This window comes from Flavobacterium galactosi, from assembly GCF_048158585.1.
Classification (GTDB): Bacteria; Bacteroidota; Bacteroidia; order Flavobacteriales; family Flavobacteriaceae; genus Flavobacterium; species Flavobacterium galactosi.
This window is the reverse complement of the sequence record NZ_JBLNKV010000003.1, coordinates 416,329-433,478: the sequence shown is the minus strand read 5'-3', so window position 1 is coordinate 433,478 and position 17,150 is coordinate 416,329. Positions and strand designations below refer to the sequence as shown.

The following is a 17,150-nucleotide window of genomic DNA, read 5'->3' as shown; positions in this document are numbered from 1 at the left end:
TCTTTAATCTGCACAGTAACAAGGTTTGTTTCCAAAGGTATAAGTAAGGGTTAATCCCGAAAAAACATACCAATCATTATTATTTAAATTTCCAAATCTCAACATTTCTAAATTATCATTCTTCGGATTACTTCCATCCAAATTGTCTGTAAGAGCATATCGTGCTCCAATCTCTGCAGCCAATATAAAATTAGGAGTAATATTTGATTTTATTCCTAAATTAATTGGAATGGCAAAAGAACCTGAACTTTTATCTTTCCTAGTTTCACCTGCTAAAATATATAATTCATCATATCTAAAATAGCTTATTCCGGAATATATATAAGGAGTGATTTTATTCCTCATTTCATGAAGATTAAAATCGAAGAAATTGAATTCAAGGCCTAAAGATACTTCTTTTATGCTATTTTCAAAACGATATCCCCTTTGGTTTCTGCCAGCTTCTTCAGAATCCAAATCGTTTGAAGTGATTTTTGATTGTGTGTACGAAAACTTGTAGGAGTGTCTGGAGCTTTTATTCCATTTGTAAAGAAGTCCTAAAGTGGGTTCGTTTGGAGAAATATAGGTCGTGGGACCAACATCTCCTACATAGTTACTACCTCCCACAAAAACACCAATCTCATGAATTTGAGCTTGGATTACCAAGAAGGGAAATAGGCATAACAATAAATTAAAAACTTTGTTCATTTAGTTAAAATTGCGTGCAAATATAAGAATTATCGATACGATTCAATACCCATCTTGTTAATTGTCTTTTATTTTGAATAATTAACAACAAATAGGCGTTAGATAAATCCAAACGTGAAAAATAGATAGAATCGTATAGTGTTTAACTAAAATGATTTAATTCCTTTTGTCTTCTCCCCAAAGTAATTTGCTGCGAAGTGTTTTTAAAAATGTTTCGTCGGGAATTTCAACCATATTGATTTGAAAAGGAGTTTTCTTAATGGTTAGGATAGATTCGTTTTTTATACTCGTTACTCTGGAGTCCAATGAAACTAAGTAATTTTCCTCTCTACCGGAAACTTTTAACTTAATTTCGGTTTCATCCGGAACAACAAGTGGTCTTGCGGTAAGATTGTGAGGCGCTATTGGAGTAATAACTAAGCTTTTTACAGTTGGGGTCAAAATAGGACCGCCACAACTTAAGGAATATCCAGTAGATCCGGTTGGTGTAGAAATAATTAGACCGTCGGCCCAGTATGAGTTTAAATATTCATCGTCCAGATAGGTGTCAATGGTAATCATCGCAGTGGTATCTTTTCGGCTTACCGTAATTTCATTCATCGCAAAATTAATTTCCTGAATCGATTCGTTTTCTGTAGTACAGGTTAAACTGAGTAAAGTTCTCTTGGAAAGCGTGTATTTTCTCTCAATAACAAATTGCATAAATTCTGCAATGTTTTCTTTCTGAACGGTTGCTAGAAATCCTAATCTCCCTGCATTTATGCCTAATATTGGAATCCCTGAATCTCGGACCAATGTAGCAGCTCTCAAAATAGTTCCGTCACCGCCAATGCTGATGAGCAGATCAAAGCTTTGGTCTAATTCAGTGTGGGAAGAAAAAGTTTTGTATTTTGTTTCTACAATTTTTTTCTCGTTAACCATCGACAAAAAATTAGATTCGATGATCATCTCAACGTTATTCTTGTTAAAAAAATTAAAGATGTCGTTTATAATAGGTTCTGTACTATTTTGATAATATTGTCCGTATATGGCTACTTTCATCTTTTTAATCGTTTAATCGCTGATATGTTTATTGAGTACGGCTTAAATGTTTGTTTTTTTAAACAAACTGCTAAGCTATATATTAAGGTATTTGTCTAAATAATCAGAGCGTTCCTTTAAGTTGTTGATGTAATTGTCTTCTTGATGCTCTGATATGATTTCATAATTATACCTTCTGAAAGTTTGGATGATTTCATTCATGGCTCCCAAACTTATTTTCATAGTTACTTGAACGCTTTCAACATCAGCATCAGATATAAATAAACCCAAAAGCTTCCCGTTATTGCTTTCAACAATTTGGGTAATCTGACTCATTGAATAATCCAAAATCGGTTTTTTGACAACAATAATTCCACCTGGTTCTTTTAAAAAGGGTGTTTCATGAAAAAATTTCATAATATCCACTATTTCATAATAGCCAACATAGTTATTATTTTCATCTAAAACAGGTACTAAATTAGTATGGTTTTTTGCGAAAATTTCTAAAACATCCAACCAAATAGTATTGGTTCTGGTAAAAAATCCTTCTAGCGTAAATCGATAATCAGCTACTTTCTTATCTGTATCAAAAGTTTCTATATCATCGGATGCAATACTGCCAATATAAATTCCCTCTTCAATCACCGGAAAGTGCGAAAAGTGTAATTCATCAAAAAAGTCTTGAACAACCGCAATCGTATCTTGGCTGTCAATCGCTTTAAAATCATTGGTAATATAGTTTGTAATTTCTGTCATAAATCAATCGGCAATATTTGATGCAAAATAATCAAAAATAAGCAAAAACTCCTACCTTTTACTTTGTATTTTTGCTTCATTAAATAGTATTATCACAATCAAAAAGTGTTCCAATGACAAAGTTAAGTGTAAACATCAATAAAATAGCTACTTTACGAAATGCTCGTGGTGGAAATGTTCCAGATTTATTAAAAGTCGCAACCGACATTCAAAAGTTTGGAGCCGAAGGAATCACGATTCACCCGCGTCCGGATGAGCGTCACATTCGCTATCAAGACGCCCGCGATTTGAAATCCATTGTTTATACCGAATATAATATTGAAGGAAATCCAGAGAAAACCTTTATTGATCTTGTTCTCGAAATAAAACCTACCCAAGTGACTTTGGTTCCGGATGCTATTGATGCGATAACTTCAAATGCAGGTTGGGATACGATAAAACATGCCGATTATCTCAAAGAAGTGGTTCAGGAATTTCAGCGCAACGGAATCAGAACTTCCATTTTCGTCGACCCGGTTCTCGAAATGATCGAAGGCGCTAAAAAAATTGGCACGGAAAGAATCGAATTATATACCGAAGCCTTCGCACACGAATACAGTTTGGGTAACCAAAGAGGAATACAGCCGTATATGGAATCAGCGATTTTGGCCAATCAAATTGGATTGGGAATCAACGCAGGTCATGATTTGAGTTTGGATAACATTCAGTTTTTTAAGGAAAATATTCCGGGATTACTCGAAGTTTCTATAGGTCATGCTTTAATTTCCGAAGCCATTTATCTGGGATTGGATAATGTGATCAATATGTATTTGCAAAAATTAAAATAAAATAATTGGGGCGTGACCCGCTGAAAAAGCGGGTCGGGCTTTCAGCTTTATCTCTCCGTTTCACTACGAGGATATCGCTTTAATCCCTCACGCGATCAAAAGGATGCCTAACAGCCACCGGCTGTTCTCCTCTTAATCTCAAATCTCACGCGCTCACCAAATCCCATACTATGCTCTACTCAAAAATAGAAGGCTCAGGAAAACCACTTTTAATTCTCCATGGATTTCTTGGAATGTCTGATAATTGGAAAACACTTGGAATACAGTTTGCTGCTGATTTTCAAGTTCACATCCTCGATTTACGCAATCACGGCCGAAGCCTGCATTCCGAAGAATTCAGTTATGAAATAATGGTTCAGGATGTTTTCGAATATTGTCAAACCCATAACTTAGAAAACATAAATATCATTGGGCATTCAATGGGAGGGAAAGTAGCGATGCTTTTTGCAACTACATATCCCGAATTAGTCGATAAATTGATTGTCGCGGATATCGGGCCAAAATTTTATCCGCAACACCATCAGGATATTTTGGCAGGATTGAACGCCGTTGATTTTTCAATAAAACCAAGCCGAAACGAAGTCGAAGAAATCATGGCAAAATACATACCTGATTTTGGAACTCGACAATTCCTGATGAAAAATTTGTATTGGCAAGAGCCGGGACAACTCGCTTTCCGATTTAATTTGGCCGTATTCAATACTAACATGGACGAAATAGGAGTTCCTTTACCAGAAAATTTAATTTTCGAGAAACCAACGTTGTTCATCCGTGGTGGAAATTCCAATTATATTTTGGACAGCGATTTCGAAAATATTAAACATCATTTTCCAACGGCAACAGTTGAAACGATTCCTAATGCAGGACATTGGCTTCACGCCGAAAATCCGGTTGTTTTTTACCAAACGGTTAGCTCCTTTTTAAAAATACAGTAATCGAATTTAATTTTTTCTTACATTTATTAAAATTTTAAAATAAAAAAACCATGAATTTATTGATTAGAATTCTTGTTACTTCAGGATTAGTGCTACTAATTGCCAATTTTATGCCAGGTGTTCATGTGGCTGGATTTACTACAGCCTTAATTGTAGCGGTTGTTTTAGGTTTACTTAATATATTTATCAAACCAATATTGGTGATATTAACGTTACCTGTTACCATTGTTACATTAGGATTGTTTTTATTGGTTATCAATGCATTGATTATCTTGTTGTGTACCAATATTGTGGGAGGGTTTAGCGTTGATTCGTTTTGGACCGCCTTTATTTTTAGTATCATATTGTCTCTTTCACAATCCATCATGAACGGGATATTAGGAGAGGGGAAATAATCAATTATTTAACAGCTATTTGTGAGTGAATAAATTCACAATGTTTGGTGATTTAATACCTTTGTTCTATAAATCGGTTGATAAATGTCGAAAAAGTTTTACATAGTGCTTTTTGTTATGTTTGGTTTCTTTATGATGCCAAGCATAGCTTTTGCATGTGGAACTAAATCGAATAAAGCGTGTTGTAAAAAAGAAATTTCTTCAAAAACGAAAAAGGCTGACTGTTGTAACAAAGAGCATTCTTCAAAAAAGAAATCACATGGGGGTTGTAATGGAGCCTGTACCAATATTTCTTGTAATGGTGCGACAGTTCATTTGGGGTTAACTTCGTTATTTCACACCGATTTAAACAATAAAAGCGTTAGTTTTTCTTCAGAAAAACAAAATTACTATTATTCAGAAATCTTTATTTCTTCTGATTTCCGATCCGTTTGGCTTCCACCCAAAATAAGCTAAATTCCTTTTTAGACAGCCATAAAAGGGTTTAATTCAAAGCGTTACTGCTTTAAAATCATTAAATTTATAGTCAAATTCAATTTTTAGCAATGCAAACCATTGCTTTGATGTTGTTTGTGACAAACTCACTTCAAATTATTTAAACAATGAACTCAATAAAAAAAATAATGATGGCAATTATAGTATTGCTTTCAGTCACAACGGTTAACGCACAAATTAAAAACGCCAAAACCGAAACGGTGAAAATTTATGGGAATTGCGGAATGTGTAAAACAACAATAGAGAAAGCCGGAAATTTGAAAAAGGTAGCCCAAGTAGATTGGAATAAAGACACCAAAATGGCTGTGCTGACCTATGATTCGCAAAAAACAAACCAAGAGGAAATCTTAAAACGCATTGCTTTGGCGGGTTATGACAACAACGGTTTTCTTGCTCCAGAAGCCGCTTACAATAATCTTCCCGGATGCTGTCAATACGACAGAGAAGCTAAAGTGGCTGTTGCATCCGAAACTAAAACTCATCCGAGCGATAAAGAGCAGGCGAAGCAAATGGGAACTATGACAAATCATGAAAGTCACGATAAAAATTCAGGGACTCTAAATCAAGAACAAAAAACGAATAATCAATTGAAACCAGTTTTTGATAATTACTTTTTGTTAAAAGATGCCATAGTTAAAACAGATACTAAAGCGGCTTCTTCGATAGCAAAAAATCTATTAGCTTCCTTAAATGGGGTGAAAATGGATGAACTGGCGATGGATGCTCACCTGGTTTGGATGAAAGTAATGAAAGATTTGATGGCTGGAGCCAAAAATGTTTCTGAAAAACAAGACATTAAAAAACAAAGAACACTGTTTATGTCTTTGTCAAAAAACATGCACGATTTGATAAAAGTCGCTAAGTATGAAACTCCAGTTTTTTACCAGTTTTGCCCAATGTTTAATGATGGAAAAGGCGCCAATTGGTTGAGCAAAGGGGATACGATTAAAAACCCTTATTATGGTTCACAAATGTTGAGTTGTGGTAAAACGGTTGAAACGATTAAGTAATTTATTTCAGAATTATAATATACCTTTAAATAGAACTAAAAATCAATAAACATAAAATATGAAAAATATAATCCTTTCCTCGATTGCGATCGCATTCTTATTTACGTCATGTAATCAAAAAAGTAAGCAAGCCGAAACAATAAATCCTGAAACAACCAAGAGCTCTTCGGAGTTATATGCCTGTTCCATGCATCCTGAAATTACAGGGAAAAAAGGAGAAGCATGTTCCAAGTGCGGAATGGAATTGACAGAACCTGTTGCTGAAACTGCGAAAACGGAAATAAAAACCACTATAGTTGCATCTGAAACGAAGCCAGTTATCTCCTCTTCGTTTGCTATTGATGGGATTGTGAGCGGCTATTTAAAACTTAAAAATGCATTGATAAAAGACGATTCTAAAGCTGCGGCCAATGCGAGTAAATCAATAGTAGCCGCTTTAAATGAGGCTGGCACAAATGCATTGGATGCAAAACTAAAAAAGAAATACAATGATATTGCGGCTGATGCTAAAGAACATGCTGAACTTATTGGTAACAACGTAGGGAAAATCGATCAACAAAGAGCGCATTTTGCGATGTTGAGTAAAGACATAAATGATTTGATAAAAACCTTTGGAACAAAACAAAAATTGTATCAGGATTATTGTCCCATGTATGACCAAGGTAAAAGCGGCTATTGGATAAGTGAAATCAAAGAAATTAGAAATCCGTATTATGGTTCCGAAATGTTAAGCTGTGGTAGAATAGAAAAAACGATTCAATAATTATGAAGCTCTATATCAAAAATATGGTATGTGATCGCTGTAAAATGGTTGTGAAATCAGAACTCGAAAAAATTGGAATTTTTCCTGTTTCGGTGGAATTAGGTGAAGTTGAATTTTTAGGCGATTTCAAAGGCAATCAGAAGCATGATTTAGAAAAAAAGTTGCAGTCACTTGGATTTGAATTATTAGAGGATAAAACAACGATAACTATTGAGAAGGTTAAATGCCTAATTGTTAATTTGGTTCATCATCAAAATAATGAATTGAAAACTAATTTGTCAAGCTATTTGTCAGAGCAATTAGGGCAAGATTATAATACATTGAGTAATTTATTTTCGGAAGTTCAAGGGACAACTATTGAGCATTATTTTATTGCTCAAAAGATTGAAAAAGTGAAGGAATTATTAATGTATAAAGAATTGACATTAAGTGAAATTGCAATTAAATTGAATTATAGCGATGTAGCGCATTTGAGTAATCAGTTTAAAAAAATTACGGGCGTTACGCCAACTCATTTTAAACAATTAAAAGAAAATAACAGAGTACAAATTGATGGGTTGTAAAATTTACAAATCATTTCCAAAATTCTACAACAAGTCAAAATAATAGGTCTTGTACCTTTGATTTGTAGAAATGAATCTTTAGTTTAATATTTTAATAATAGAAAAAATGAAAAAATTAATTATCGTACTAAGCGTATTCTTAGCAGTGAATTCAATGGCATCAGCTCAAGAAGCTGTGAAATCTTCCCAAAAGGAAATGCATAAAGAAATGTATACGTGTCCAATGCATCCGGATGAAATGAGCAGTAAAGAAGGAGAGTGCAGTAAGTGCGGAATGAAATTGGTAAAAACATTAAAACACGACACCTCGGGTAAAGGGAGAAAAACAGCAGTAGTATCAAAGTACGTTTGTAAAATGGATGGTACAACTTCTGATAAACCTGGAAAATGTTCTAAATGCGGTATGAAAATGACTCCTGAAAAAGTTGAAAAATCAGCCTATTCTTGTCCAATGCATCCGAAAGAAATGAGTGATAAATCTGGAAAATGTCCTAAATGCGGTATGCAAATGACTCCAACAGAAAGTGATAAAAAAGAAGAGAATCATCAACATTAAAGTTTTTTCAAATCGGTTCTATAAAAATTTATAGAACCGATTTTTTTTAATTCAACATTATGAAACATACCTATACAGTCACCGGAATGTCTTGCGACGGTTGTCGTTCCAAAGTCGAAAAAACATTGAATGCTATCGATGGAATTCAAGCAACAGTTACTTTGGATCCGCCAATGGCAACGATAACAATGGATGAACATATTCCCACTGCTCAATTGCAAGAGGTATTGATAGCCTCCGGAAATTATACAATAGCAATGAATAATGGGGTTGATTCTCATGAAACAACTGAAAAGCCAATCGAGAAATCATGTTGCAGTTCGAATAAACCTCAAGAGAAAACGACAATAACTGTACCCAGTAATGCGCAAGGAAAATACTATTGCCCAATGCATTGTGAGGGCGAAAAAGTCTATGATAAGCCAGGAAGTTGCCCCGTTTGCGGAATGGATTTGGTCAAAGAAGCAGCATTGGCAAGTAGTAAAACAATGTACACTTGTCCCATGCATCCCGAAGTAATCAAAGAAGGTCCAGGTTCTTGCCCTATTTGTGGAATGGATTTAGTGCCAATGGAACCTACCGATTCTGAAGAAAATAAGGTATATAATGACTTGGTGCGTAAAATGAAAATTGCAGTAGTTTTTACAGTTCCAGTGTTCTTAATTGCCATGTCAGAGATGATTCCGAATAATCCATTAATGAAAATGATGGATGCTTCAAAATGGAATTGGGTACAACTCATTTTATCGCTTCCTGTAGTTTTTTATGCGTGCTGGATGTTTTTTGAGCGCGCTTGGAAATCCATCATTACTTGGAATCTCAATATGTTTACCCTTATCGGAATTGGTACAGGAGTGGCGTTTTTATTTAGTTTAATCGGAATGTTTTTCCCAACTATTTTCCCCAATGAATTTAAAACCCATAACGGAACGGTTTCACTCTATTTTGAAGCAACAACAGTCATATTAACTTTGGTTTTATTAGGTCAGTTATTAGAAGCCAGAGCGCACAGTCGAACCAGTGGCGCGATAAAAGAATTGTTGAAATTAGCACCTACCGAAGCCACTTTGGTTATCGACGGAGCTGATAAAGTAATTTCAATTCACGACATCAAAAAAGGAGATTTATTGCGTGTGAAACCTGGAGATAAAATTCCGGTGGATGGAAAAATTACTGATGGAGAAAGTACGATTGATGAATCGATGATTACAGGCGAACCCATTCCCGTTGACAAAAAAATAGGCGACAGCATTAGTTCAGGAACAATCAACGGAAATAAATCCTTTGTGATGATTGCCGAAAAAGTAGGTTCGGAAACCTTGCTTTCGCAAATTGTACAAATGGTGAATACTGCCAGTAGGTCTAAAGCACCAATCCAAAAACTAGCGGATAAAATCGCTAAATATTTTGTGCCAATTGTTGTTTTTGCATCGGTAATCACCTTTTTTGTTTGGGCACGATTTGGACCGGAACCCGCATTGGTTTATGGATTTATTAATGCGATTGCCGTATTAATTATTGCGTGTCCTTGCGCTTTGGGATTAGCGACGCCTATGTCGGTAATGGTTGGTGTGGGGAAAGGCGCACAATCAGGTGTTTTGATAAAAAACGCAGAAGCATTGGAAAATATGAACAAAGTAAATGTTCTGATTACCGATAAAACAGGAACAATTACCGAAGGAAAACCTTCCGTTGAAAAAGTATTTGCAATAAATAATGACGAGGATTCTTTATTGCAAAGTATTGCTTCCTTAAATCAGTACAGCGAACATCCTTTGGCGCAAGCCGTAGTCAATTTTGCGAAAGCGAAAGAAGTTTCATTAATCGAAGTAAAGGATTTTGAAGCGATTTCCGGTAAAGGAGTCATTGGTACAGTTACCAATAAAAAAGTAGCTCTTGGAAATAAAAAATTGATGGAGCAAGTGAATGTTTCAGTTTCTGAAGAATTAGAAAATAAAATCACAGCCGAACAAAAACTAGGAAAAACGGTTTCTTATATTTCAGTGGACGGAATCGCGGTGGGATTTGTATCGATAACCGATGCCATAAAAGCAACAAGTGTCGAAGCGATTAAAGAATTGATACGTCAGGGAGTTGAAGTAATTATGCTTACCGGAGATAATGAAAACACGGCAAAAGCAGTGGCGACACAATTGAATTTAAGTTCGTTTAAAGCGAGTTGCTTGCCCGAAGACAAGCTGAAAGAAATAAAACGATTGCAATCCGAAAGGAAAATTGTGGCTATGGCTGGTGACGGAATCAACGATGCTCCGGCTTTGGCGCAAGCCGACATCGGAATTGCTATGGGAACCGGAACGGATGTCGCTATTGAAAGTGCTAAAATTACTTTGGTAAAAGGTGATTTACAAGGCATCGTCAAAGCGAAAAACTTAAGTCATGTCGTGATGCGAAATATCAAACAAAATTTATTCTTTGCCTTTTTCTATAATGTGTTGGGAATTCCAATTGCCGCAGGTGTTTTGTATCCTTTTTTTGGGGTGTTGCTTTCGCCAATGATTGCGGCTTTGGCCATGAGTTTCAGTTCGGTTTCCGTAATTGTTAATGCGTTGCGATTGCGTGGGTTAAAACTTTAAATAAAAATATTTAAAGTTTCTTATAAAATTAAAAAACATGAAAAGTACTGTACTACTAATTGTATTCCTGATGTTTATTTCTCCTTTTGCAAAAGCAGAAAATAAAAATAGAATTACCATTTCCAGAAAAGCATCCATTCTTCAAACACAGCCTGTAACATACACTTGTGTGATGCACCCGGAAATTCATGCGAATAAACCCGGGAAATGTCCCAAATGTGGGATGGATTTAATCAAAGAAAAAGTTAAACCAGTAAAAAAAGCAGTTGTCAAAAAACAAGCGCCAAAAGCAATTGTTAAAAAGCAAATGCCGTTGCGAACCAGCGTGAATCAAACCAAAGCGGCAAGTGCGGATGCGCATCAAAATCATGGGGCTACTCCTATAGACAGCATCACAGTGAAAGCGGAGCCCGTTAAAAGAACAGCGAAAAATGCACCGCCTAGAACCGTTCGGTATGATTTATATGTTCGCGATACCATTGTCACTTTTGGCGATACGCCTAAAAGAGCAATAGCGGTAAACGGACAAATTCCGATGCCAACGCTCACCTTTACCGAAGGCGATATTGCCGAAATTTATGTGCATAATGAGTTAAATGAAGATACTTCGTTGCACTGGCACGGATTGTTTTTGCCTAATAAAGAAGATGGTGTACCCAATTTGACTCAAATGCCAATCAAACCACATACTACCCATAAATATACGTTCCCAATTATTCAACACGGAACACATTGGTATCACAGTCATACCGGTTTGCAGGAACAGATTGGAATGTATGGTTTGTTTATTATGAACAAAAGAAATGAAGATACCACTTTTAGAGAAGGAATTGATGATTTGCCAACGGTGCCAATTATTCTGAGCGAATGGACGGATATGAAACCGGAAAATGTACATCGGATGTTGCACAATGCGACGGACTGGTTTGCGATTCAAAAAGGAACTACACAAAGTTATGCAGAAGCTATAAAAGCGGGACATTTCAAGACAAAAGTCACCAACGAATGGAAACGAATGAATGCGATGGATGTAAGCGATGTGTATTACAATACGTTTCTGATTAACGGCAAAAATGAAAGTCAACTCTCGCAGTTTAAAGCGGGAGATAAAGTGCGATTGCGGATTGCCAATGGCGGCGCCTCTACCTATTTTTGGCTGACGTATGCCGGTGGGAAAATTACTGTGGTGGCCAGTGATGGAAACGATGTGGAACCAGTTGAAGTGGATCGTTTGATTGTTGCTGTATCCGAAACCTATGATGTTGTTGTGACTATTCCTGCCGAGAAGACCGCTTTTGAATTTTTAGTAACTTCTGAAGATCGAACAAAATCCGCGTCTTTGTATGTTGGGGACGGTGTGAAACAATTGATTTCGCCTTTGCCAAAATTAAAATATTTTGAAGGGATGAAAATGATGAACGGCATGATGAAAATGAATGGCGATTTAGATGATATGGGGATGAAAATGTCGCTGAATCAAATGGATATGAATGTAGTAATGTATCCTGAAATCACGGGGCCGATAGATTCTAAAGAAGAAGGACAACAAGAAGTTGAAATGGATCATTCGTCTCATGATATGGGAAAAATGAAAATGGAGGAAACCGCACCGAAGATGGATGGCATGAAAATGACGGAGGAGGATTATAATAGTAATGCATTATCTGACATTACTACTTTGAACTATGCGATGCTGAAATCACCCACGAAAACAATATTGCCAAAAGACGCACCGGTAAAAGAATTACGATTTGAATTATCAGGAAACATGAATCGCTACGTGTGGAGTCTGGACAATAAAGTAGTTTCGGAAGCCGATAAAATTCTAATTAAAAAAGGAGAGAATGTTCGAATCGTACTATTTAACGGCTCCATGATGCGCCACCCGATGCATTTACACGGACACGATTTTAGAGTGCTGAACGGAAAAGAAGCATACGCACCGCTAAAAAACATCATCGATATTATGCCGATGGAAACCGATACGATTGAGTTTAATGCGAATGTTAAAGGCGATTGGTTTTTTCATTGTCACATTCTCTATCACATGATGGCGGGAATGGGAAGGGTTTTTAGTTATGAAAATCAAGAGCCAAATCCTTTGATTCCAAATCCAAAATTAGCGCAACGCAAATTGTTTGCTGATGATCGCGCTTTTCATTTGATGGCCGAAAATGATTTTGCCACCAATGGAAACGATGGAATGGCAATGTTAGGAAACACGCGTTGGAGTATTGGTACCGAATGGCGTTTGGGTTACAGCGATCATCACGGGTATGAAACCGAAACACACATTGGACGATACATTGGGAAAATGCAATGGCTGATGCCGTTCATAGGTTTTGACTGGCGGTACCGAAAAATGGAAATGGGAGCAATGGAAGAAAATCTTTTTGGTCAAGCCAATACCAAAGATAATCGTGCTGTTTTCAGTGCCGGAGTCGAATATACGTTGCCCATGCTCATAAAAGCGCAAGCAGAAGTATTTACCGACGGGAATTTCAGATTGCAATTTGAACGCATGGATATTCCCGTTTCCAAAAGATTGCGCATGAATTTAATGTGGAATACCGATAATGAATACATGGCCGGTTTGCGGTATATTGTCAAGAGAAATTTTGGAATCACAACGCATTATGACAGTGATATGGGATTTGGTTTTGGATTGAGTTTGAATTATTAAAAACGGAATACTTTGTTTTTGTAATTTTGGGAAAAATATAGTGCTATGGTACAACTTTCAGAAATCTGGATTTATCCTGTAAAATCATTAGGTGGAATTAAATTACAAGAAGCTCAAGTGACCGATCGTGGTTTGGAGCACGATCGCCGTTGGTTGTTGGTTGATGAAAATGGATTGTTTCTGTCGCAAAGGGAACATCCGGAATTAGCTCTTTTTCAACCTGAAATTAAAGAGGATTTTCTGAATATTACACATCGGGTGCAATTAGAAACGATACAATTTCCGCTGCAGCACTCTTTTTCGGAAATCGAAACTAAAATTGATGTGATGGTTTGGGAGGACTCCATTCAGGCGTATGAAGTCGATTCGGTTATTTCAGATTGGTTTTCCCGAATATTGGGATTTTCGGCTCGTTTGGTCTACATGCCCGAGGAAAGTCATCGAAAAGTAGAGGCTAAATATGCCGTTACGGAAGCTGATATTAATTCTTTTTCGGATGGCTATCCTTTTTTGTTGATTGGTCAATCGTCATTGGATGATTTGAATTCGCGTATGAAGGAAGCATTGCCTATGAATCGGTTTCGACCTAATTTTGTTTGTACAGGCGGTGACGCTTATGAAGAGGAATCTTGGAAAGAATTTACAATAGGTGAACTAACTTTTTTTGGCGTAAAACCTTGCGGAAGATGCGTAATGACAACTATTGACCAAGAAAAAGGAGTGACCTCAGGAAAAGATCCTTTACGGACTTTGGCAAAATACAGGACAGTGGGAAATAATGTGTTGTTTGGGCAAAACTTGATAGGTTCTGGAACCGGTCTTGTTACTGTTGGTGATGCTATTGCCGTTTTGATTTCGATCTAAGTTCCATTTTCGCTTCGCGAGTGTTTTATCAGTTGGCGAAGTTTCCCGATTTCTTGCTTAAATTTATTACTTATTGAAATAGCTAAAAAGTCGGGAGACTCCGTAGTGCAACCCGACTTTTAATACTATTCTCGTTTATAGTTGTGTGTTGCAACGTATGTACAGGCAATCAAATCAATCTTTTTTATGTTGTTCCGTGTGATTTTGATTTCCGTTAATCGTATTGTCTCCCACATTCATTCCGTTTGACATCCCGATCATAAAGGCAGTAATAATTAGCATAATTTTTCTTTTTGCCCAAAGAATAGGGCGTTTAGATTGCTCTAAACGGGTTTTATGGTTGTGTTTATACATTTTGTAAATGATAAATGATTAGACATTTGGTATCCTCTTTATGCATGGAATTGCATAAATGCGTAGAAATAAATTTCTAGGCTGTGTATAAACCTTTATAGGAATTTCGGGAAGTAATCATCTCATTTATAAAAATGTATTGAGATGCAAATGAACATATTTTTTGATAAAGCTGCGTTTGTAATTTTAGAAGAACTGGAATTTGAAGAGCGTAACTATCTTGAAATTGGAGATAAATTAAGTGAAATAGGAATGCCGTTTTTTCAGACGAATTTACCTGATGGAACACGTATAATTTTGAACGCTTATAGTTTAATTCTCTTCTTAGAATTACGTTCGAGAATTGGTAATAATCTGCCGAATTTGATGGAGAATCTAAAGCACCATCATTCACCATCAGGCCAAAAGCCAGAAAGAGGGAAAGAAGATATTTTAAATACTTTGTCAATTTATTTAATTTGAATTATCAATTTGTGTAAAGCTACTAGGTTTTTGTGGCTAAAATACCATTTATTTTTGGATTAACGTTATTGTATAAATTCATGCTGTCTAGTTACAAATCCGATTTCATGGTTTTTATACTGTGCAAAGTCTCCCGACTTTGTACCAAATCCTTTCTGCCGTTAGCACTTCATATTCACATTATTATTAGCTCATTACTGTGGACGCAAAGAGACGATTGCGCAGCTTGTTTATTGGAAATGTGTGAATTATACAATTATTGCCAAAAATTGTATTACATTTTTACAAATGTATAGGGTTATTTTTGCTTCTTAGTAACAAATTATTTGAATCATCATTTAAAATTATTTTATATGAATAACCCCTCAGCACCAAAGAAAATAACCTGGATTATAGGGTTGATTTGTGGTATACTTGGAATTATTGGACATTTCACACATGTTCAAATTTTAACAGAACATAATTACACACTATTGCTTGTTGGTTTCTTTGTTTTGGCAGTAGGAACAACTGTAAAAGGAGTTTAAATAATTAGAAATTATGTTAGGATGAGAAACAAAGCTCAACAATTAAATGGTTTACAGATCATTGCTTAAAGTGGAAATTAATCTGTCTTCTCAGCGCAGGATTTTTAGAATTAAATACAAGTATTAATATAAAAACATATAATAATGTCAGAAAAAAACAAAAAACAATTTGGTGTCTGGATGGATTCACATCATGCAACTATTGTAGGAAGAGAAAATATAGATTCAGGGGAGTTCGTAATATTAGGTCACGAAAAAGTTGACGGACAAGGTCGTAATTCAAGCGAAAATGCAGCAAACAATGCTGAAAGAGATTTACTTCATAAACTATTCAAAAACATTACTACTCATATGCAAAATGTTGATGAATTGCATGTGACAGGAACTGGTACTGCTCAAGAACAATTTATTAAATATTTGAATGAGACTCCACAATATAAAAATGTTGAGACTAAAGAAAGTACTTCTAATAAAATGGATGATGAAAGTTTAATTGAATATGTGGCTGCACAGTTCAACTAATCGCTTTAAAAAAAGCTATTTTTTATTGGTTAAATGAACTGCCTCCAAAAAAGTCAAAAGCTTTTTGGAGGCATTTTTATGTAGAGAAAAGTCAGAGACGTTTGCGCAGCTTATACGATAAATTTATTCTTTGAATGAACACTTTGCAGAGCTAGGCTTTATTTTCCACACATCATTTGATATCTTTTCTTTGCTGTATTTTCATTAAGATGATTTGGAAATCCATTTAAAATCTTTTCATATTCTTCGTTTCCAATCACTTTACATATGTATGCTTCATGAACAAAATTGACATAATTTACGATATTACTTAAGCATTCATGAAAAGTTTTAAAATCAATTTTTGCATTTATAAACGTTTCAACATCATGATAATTTGCTTTAATTCTTAAACGATACATTATATTTAATACGGTTGTTTCTGGGATTGTTTGATAAATTAAATTCCAATGTTGTTTGCTAAAAGATTTTCTAAATTCGCCTTTTTTATTCACAAACTTTGGGTCTTTATTCGCTTTTAGCTTTTCTCTTTTTGTATCAGCATTTTTTCTTCTTGTTGATTTCAAAAATGAAGCAATTTGAGTTTGAGCCTCATCCAAAGAATTTATCTTTGATAAAACACTATGGTCTTTTAGAAATTTTTTAAACTCTTCTAAACCAATATATTCAAATTGCTCATGAAGACCTTTGCAGTAGAAACTCATAACTTTTGGATAATGACCGTCTTTCACAGAATTTCCAAATACCTTTATGGATTTTTCATGCTGTTCATTTGCAATGCCTTGTGTTTCATGAAAAGCAGTCATACAAAGATATATTGAGTAATATGCTTGTGGAAAAGTCCAATGCATTGCAAATTTATAATAATCATTATTGTCAACTAATGATGAAAGGGAGAAAGCATATTCTGTACTCCATGAATTCCATAGTAATTTGCGAACTTGATCTAATTCAAATTCTGGATTTTTTAGAGTGAGTTTATTGTAATAGTCTATTTTTTTTAATGAGTATTTTTCCTCATTATAATCAAAGTGATAAGAAATTGAGAAGAAGTGATTAAAGAATACTTGTGAAGGGATTGCTTTTTTTCTAGCCTCTTCTTCTTGTTGTTTTAATTTTCCAAATATTCTCATAGTT

The 17,150-nt window shown here is 35.3% G+C and carries 19 protein-coding genes; 14 read left to right on the top strand and 5 right to left on the bottom strand.

What is annotated here, in order from left to right:
* Nucleotides 1-3 precede the first annotated feature (3 nt).
* From porG to ACM55M_RS08645, 3 genes are all read right to left on the bottom strand, one after another.
* Nucleotides 4-687, bottom strand: a complete 684-nt coding sequence (gene porG, locus ACM55M_RS08655) for a type IX secretion system protein PorG (RefSeq protein ID WP_416857168.1) — start codon at nt 685-687, stop codon at nt 4-6.
* A gap of 156 nt (nt 688-843) precedes the next feature.
* Complete coding sequence (locus ACM55M_RS08650; RefSeq protein ID WP_416857167.1) at nt 844-1,728, bottom strand: NAD kinase; 885 nt, start codon at nt 1,726-1,728, stop codon at nt 844-846.
* Nucleotides 1,729-1,803: 75 nt separating this feature from the next.
* Complete coding sequence (locus tag ACM55M_RS08645; protein WP_416857166.1) at nt 1,804-2,463, bottom strand: CBS domain-containing protein; 660 nt, start codon at nt 2,461-2,463, stop codon at nt 1,804-1,806.
* Between the two features lie 113 nt (nt 2,464-2,576).
* Here ACM55M_RS08645 and ACM55M_RS08640 point away from each other — a divergent pair, with 113 nt between their 5' ends.
* The 11 genes from ACM55M_RS08640 (at nt 2,577) to ACM55M_RS08590 (ending at nt 14,148) form a co-directional block, all read left to right on the top strand.
* Nucleotides 2,577-3,290 (top strand): pyridoxine 5'-phosphate synthase, encoded by a 714-nt coding sequence (locus tag ACM55M_RS08640; RefSeq protein WP_416857165.1) that lies wholly within the window; start codon nt 2,577-2,579, stop codon nt 3,288-3,290.
* Between the two features lie 170 nt (nt 3,291-3,460).
* Nucleotides 3,461-4,225, top strand: coding sequence for an alpha/beta fold hydrolase (locus ACM55M_RS08635; protein WP_416857164.1), 765 nt, complete (start codon nt 3,461-3,463; stop codon nt 4,223-4,225).
* 50 nt (nt 4,226-4,275) lie between these two features.
* Nucleotides 4,276-4,620: a phage holin family protein gene (locus ACM55M_RS08630; RefSeq protein ID WP_416857163.1), complete on the top strand. Its 345-nt coding sequence runs from the start codon at nt 4,276-4,278 to the stop codon at nt 4,618-4,620.
* An 84-nt stretch (nt 4,621-4,704) separates the two neighbouring features.
* Nucleotides 4,705-5,076 (top strand): hypothetical protein, encoded by a 372-nt coding sequence (locus ACM55M_RS08625; RefSeq protein WP_416857162.1) that lies wholly within the window; start codon nt 4,705-4,707, stop codon nt 5,074-5,076.
* Nucleotides 5,077-5,222: 146 nt separating this feature from the next.
* Entirely contained in the window at nt 5,223-6,125 is a 903-nt protein-coding gene (locus tag ACM55M_RS08620) for a DUF3347 domain-containing protein (RefSeq protein ID WP_416857161.1), read from the top strand.
* 58 nt (nt 6,126-6,183) lie between these two features.
* Entirely contained in the window at nt 6,184-6,888 is a 705-nt protein-coding gene (locus ACM55M_RS08615) for a DUF3347 domain-containing protein (protein ID WP_416857160.1), read from the top strand.
* Between the two features lie 2 nt (nt 6,889-6,890).
* On the top strand, nt 6,891-7,451 hold the full coding sequence (locus ACM55M_RS08610) for a helix-turn-helix domain-containing protein (RefSeq protein ID WP_416857158.1): 561 nt from the start codon (nt 6,891-6,893) through the stop codon (nt 7,449-7,451).
* Between the two features lie 106 nt (nt 7,452-7,557).
* Nucleotides 7,558-8,007, top strand: coding sequence for a heavy metal-binding domain-containing protein (locus tag ACM55M_RS08605; protein ID WP_416857157.1), 450 nt, complete (start codon nt 7,558-7,560; stop codon nt 8,005-8,007).
* Between the two features lie 59 nt (nt 8,008-8,066).
* Nucleotides 8,067-10,601 (top strand): heavy metal translocating P-type ATPase, encoded by a 2,535-nt coding sequence (locus tag ACM55M_RS08600; RefSeq protein WP_416857156.1) that lies wholly within the window; start codon nt 8,067-8,069, stop codon nt 10,599-10,601.
* A gap of 37 nt (nt 10,602-10,638) precedes the next feature.
* Nucleotides 10,639-13,284 carry a multicopper oxidase domain-containing protein gene (locus ACM55M_RS08595; RefSeq protein ID WP_416857155.1) on the top strand — a complete coding sequence of 882 codons (2,646 nt, stop codon included), beginning with the start codon at nt 10,639-10,641 and terminating at the stop codon, nt 13,282-13,284.
* A 45-nt stretch (nt 13,285-13,329) separates the two neighbouring features.
* Complete coding sequence (locus ACM55M_RS08590; RefSeq protein ID WP_416857154.1) at nt 13,330-14,148, top strand: MOSC domain-containing protein; 819 nt, start codon at nt 13,330-13,332, stop codon at nt 14,146-14,148.
* Nucleotides 14,149-14,322: 174 nt separating this feature from the next.
* Here the strand turns inward: ACM55M_RS08590 and ACM55M_RS08585 are convergent, their stop codons facing one another.
* The gene (locus ACM55M_RS08585) at nt 14,323-14,502 is read right to left on the bottom strand and encodes a hypothetical protein (protein WP_416857153.1); all 180 of its coding nucleotides are present in this window, start codon (nt 14,500-14,502) and stop codon (nt 14,323-14,325) included.
* 144 nt (nt 14,503-14,646) lie between these two features.
* Here ACM55M_RS08585 and ACM55M_RS08580 point away from each other — a divergent pair, with 144 nt between their 5' ends.
* From ACM55M_RS08580 to ACM55M_RS08570, 3 genes are all read left to right on the top strand, one after another.
* Nucleotides 14,647-14,964, top strand: coding sequence for a hypothetical protein (locus ACM55M_RS08580; protein ID WP_416857152.1), 318 nt, complete (start codon nt 14,647-14,649; stop codon nt 14,962-14,964).
* Nucleotides 14,965-15,317: 353 nt separating this feature from the next.
* Nucleotides 15,318-15,491 (top strand): hypothetical protein, encoded by a 174-nt coding sequence (locus tag ACM55M_RS08575; protein ID WP_416857151.1) that lies wholly within the window; start codon nt 15,318-15,320, stop codon nt 15,489-15,491.
* 144 nt (nt 15,492-15,635) lie between these two features.
* Nucleotides 15,636-16,013, top strand: a complete 378-nt coding sequence (locus tag ACM55M_RS08570) for a hypothetical protein (RefSeq protein ID WP_416857149.1) — start codon at nt 15,636-15,638, stop codon at nt 16,011-16,013.
* A 158-nt stretch (nt 16,014-16,171) separates the two neighbouring features.
* On the opposite strand, the gene ACM55M_RS08565 is transcribed toward ACM55M_RS08570, so the two are convergent.
* Complete coding sequence (locus ACM55M_RS08565; RefSeq protein WP_416857147.1) at nt 16,172-17,146, bottom strand: hypothetical protein; 975 nt, start codon at nt 17,144-17,146, stop codon at nt 16,172-16,174.
* Nucleotides 17,147-17,150 lie beyond the last annotated feature (4 nt).

Coding starts and splice junctions, on each gene's coding strand:
- porG (WP_416857168.1), bottom strand. CDS start 687: ATGAACAAAGTTTTTAATTTATTGTTATGCCTATTTCCCTTCTTGGTA.
- ACM55M_RS08650 (WP_416857167.1), bottom strand. CDS start 1,728: ATGAAAGTAGCCATATACGGACAATATTATCAAAATAGTACAGAACCT.
- ACM55M_RS08645 (WP_416857166.1), bottom strand. CDS start 2,463: ATGACAGAAATTACAAACTATATTACCAATGATTTTAAAGCGATTGAC.
- ACM55M_RS08640 (WP_416857165.1), top strand. CDS start 2,577: ATGACAAAGTTAAGTGTAAACATCAATAAAATAGCTACTTTACGAAAT.
- ACM55M_RS08635 (WP_416857164.1), top strand. CDS start 3,461: ATGCTCTACTCAAAAATAGAAGGCTCAGGAAAACCACTTTTAATTCTC.
- ACM55M_RS08630 (WP_416857163.1), top strand. CDS start 4,276: ATGAATTTATTGATTAGAATTCTTGTTACTTCAGGATTAGTGCTACTA.
- ACM55M_RS08625 (WP_416857162.1), top strand. CDS start 4,705: ATGTCGAAAAAGTTTTACATAGTGCTTTTTGTTATGTTTGGTTTCTTT.
- ACM55M_RS08620 (WP_416857161.1), top strand. CDS start 5,223: ATGAACTCAATAAAAAAAATAATGATGGCAATTATAGTATTGCTTTCA.
- ACM55M_RS08615 (WP_416857160.1), top strand. CDS start 6,184: ATGAAAAATATAATCCTTTCCTCGATTGCGATCGCATTCTTATTTACG.
- ACM55M_RS08610 (WP_416857158.1), top strand. CDS start 6,891: ATGAAGCTCTATATCAAAAATATGGTATGTGATCGCTGTAAAATGGTT.
- ACM55M_RS08605 (WP_416857157.1), top strand. CDS start 7,558: ATGAAAAAATTAATTATCGTACTAAGCGTATTCTTAGCAGTGAATTCA.
- ACM55M_RS08600 (WP_416857156.1), top strand. CDS start 8,067: ATGAAACATACCTATACAGTCACCGGAATGTCTTGCGACGGTTGTCGT.
- ACM55M_RS08595 (WP_416857155.1), top strand. CDS start 10,639: ATGAAAAGTACTGTACTACTAATTGTATTCCTGATGTTTATTTCTCCT.
- ACM55M_RS08590 (WP_416857154.1), top strand. CDS start 13,330: ATGGTACAACTTTCAGAAATCTGGATTTATCCTGTAAAATCATTAGGT.
- ACM55M_RS08585 (WP_416857153.1), bottom strand. CDS start 14,502: ATGTATAAACACAACCATAAAACCCGTTTAGAGCAATCTAAACGCCCT.
- ACM55M_RS08580 (WP_416857152.1), top strand. CDS start 14,647: ATGCAAATGAACATATTTTTTGATAAAGCTGCGTTTGTAATTTTAGAA.
- ACM55M_RS08575 (WP_416857151.1), top strand. CDS start 15,318: ATGAATAACCCCTCAGCACCAAAGAAAATAACCTGGATTATAGGGTTG.
- ACM55M_RS08570 (WP_416857149.1), top strand. CDS start 15,636: ATGTCAGAAAAAAACAAAAAACAATTTGGTGTCTGGATGGATTCACAT.
- ACM55M_RS08565 (WP_416857147.1), bottom strand. CDS start 17,146: ATGAGAATATTTGGAAAATTAAAACAACAAGAAGAAGAGGCTAGAAAA.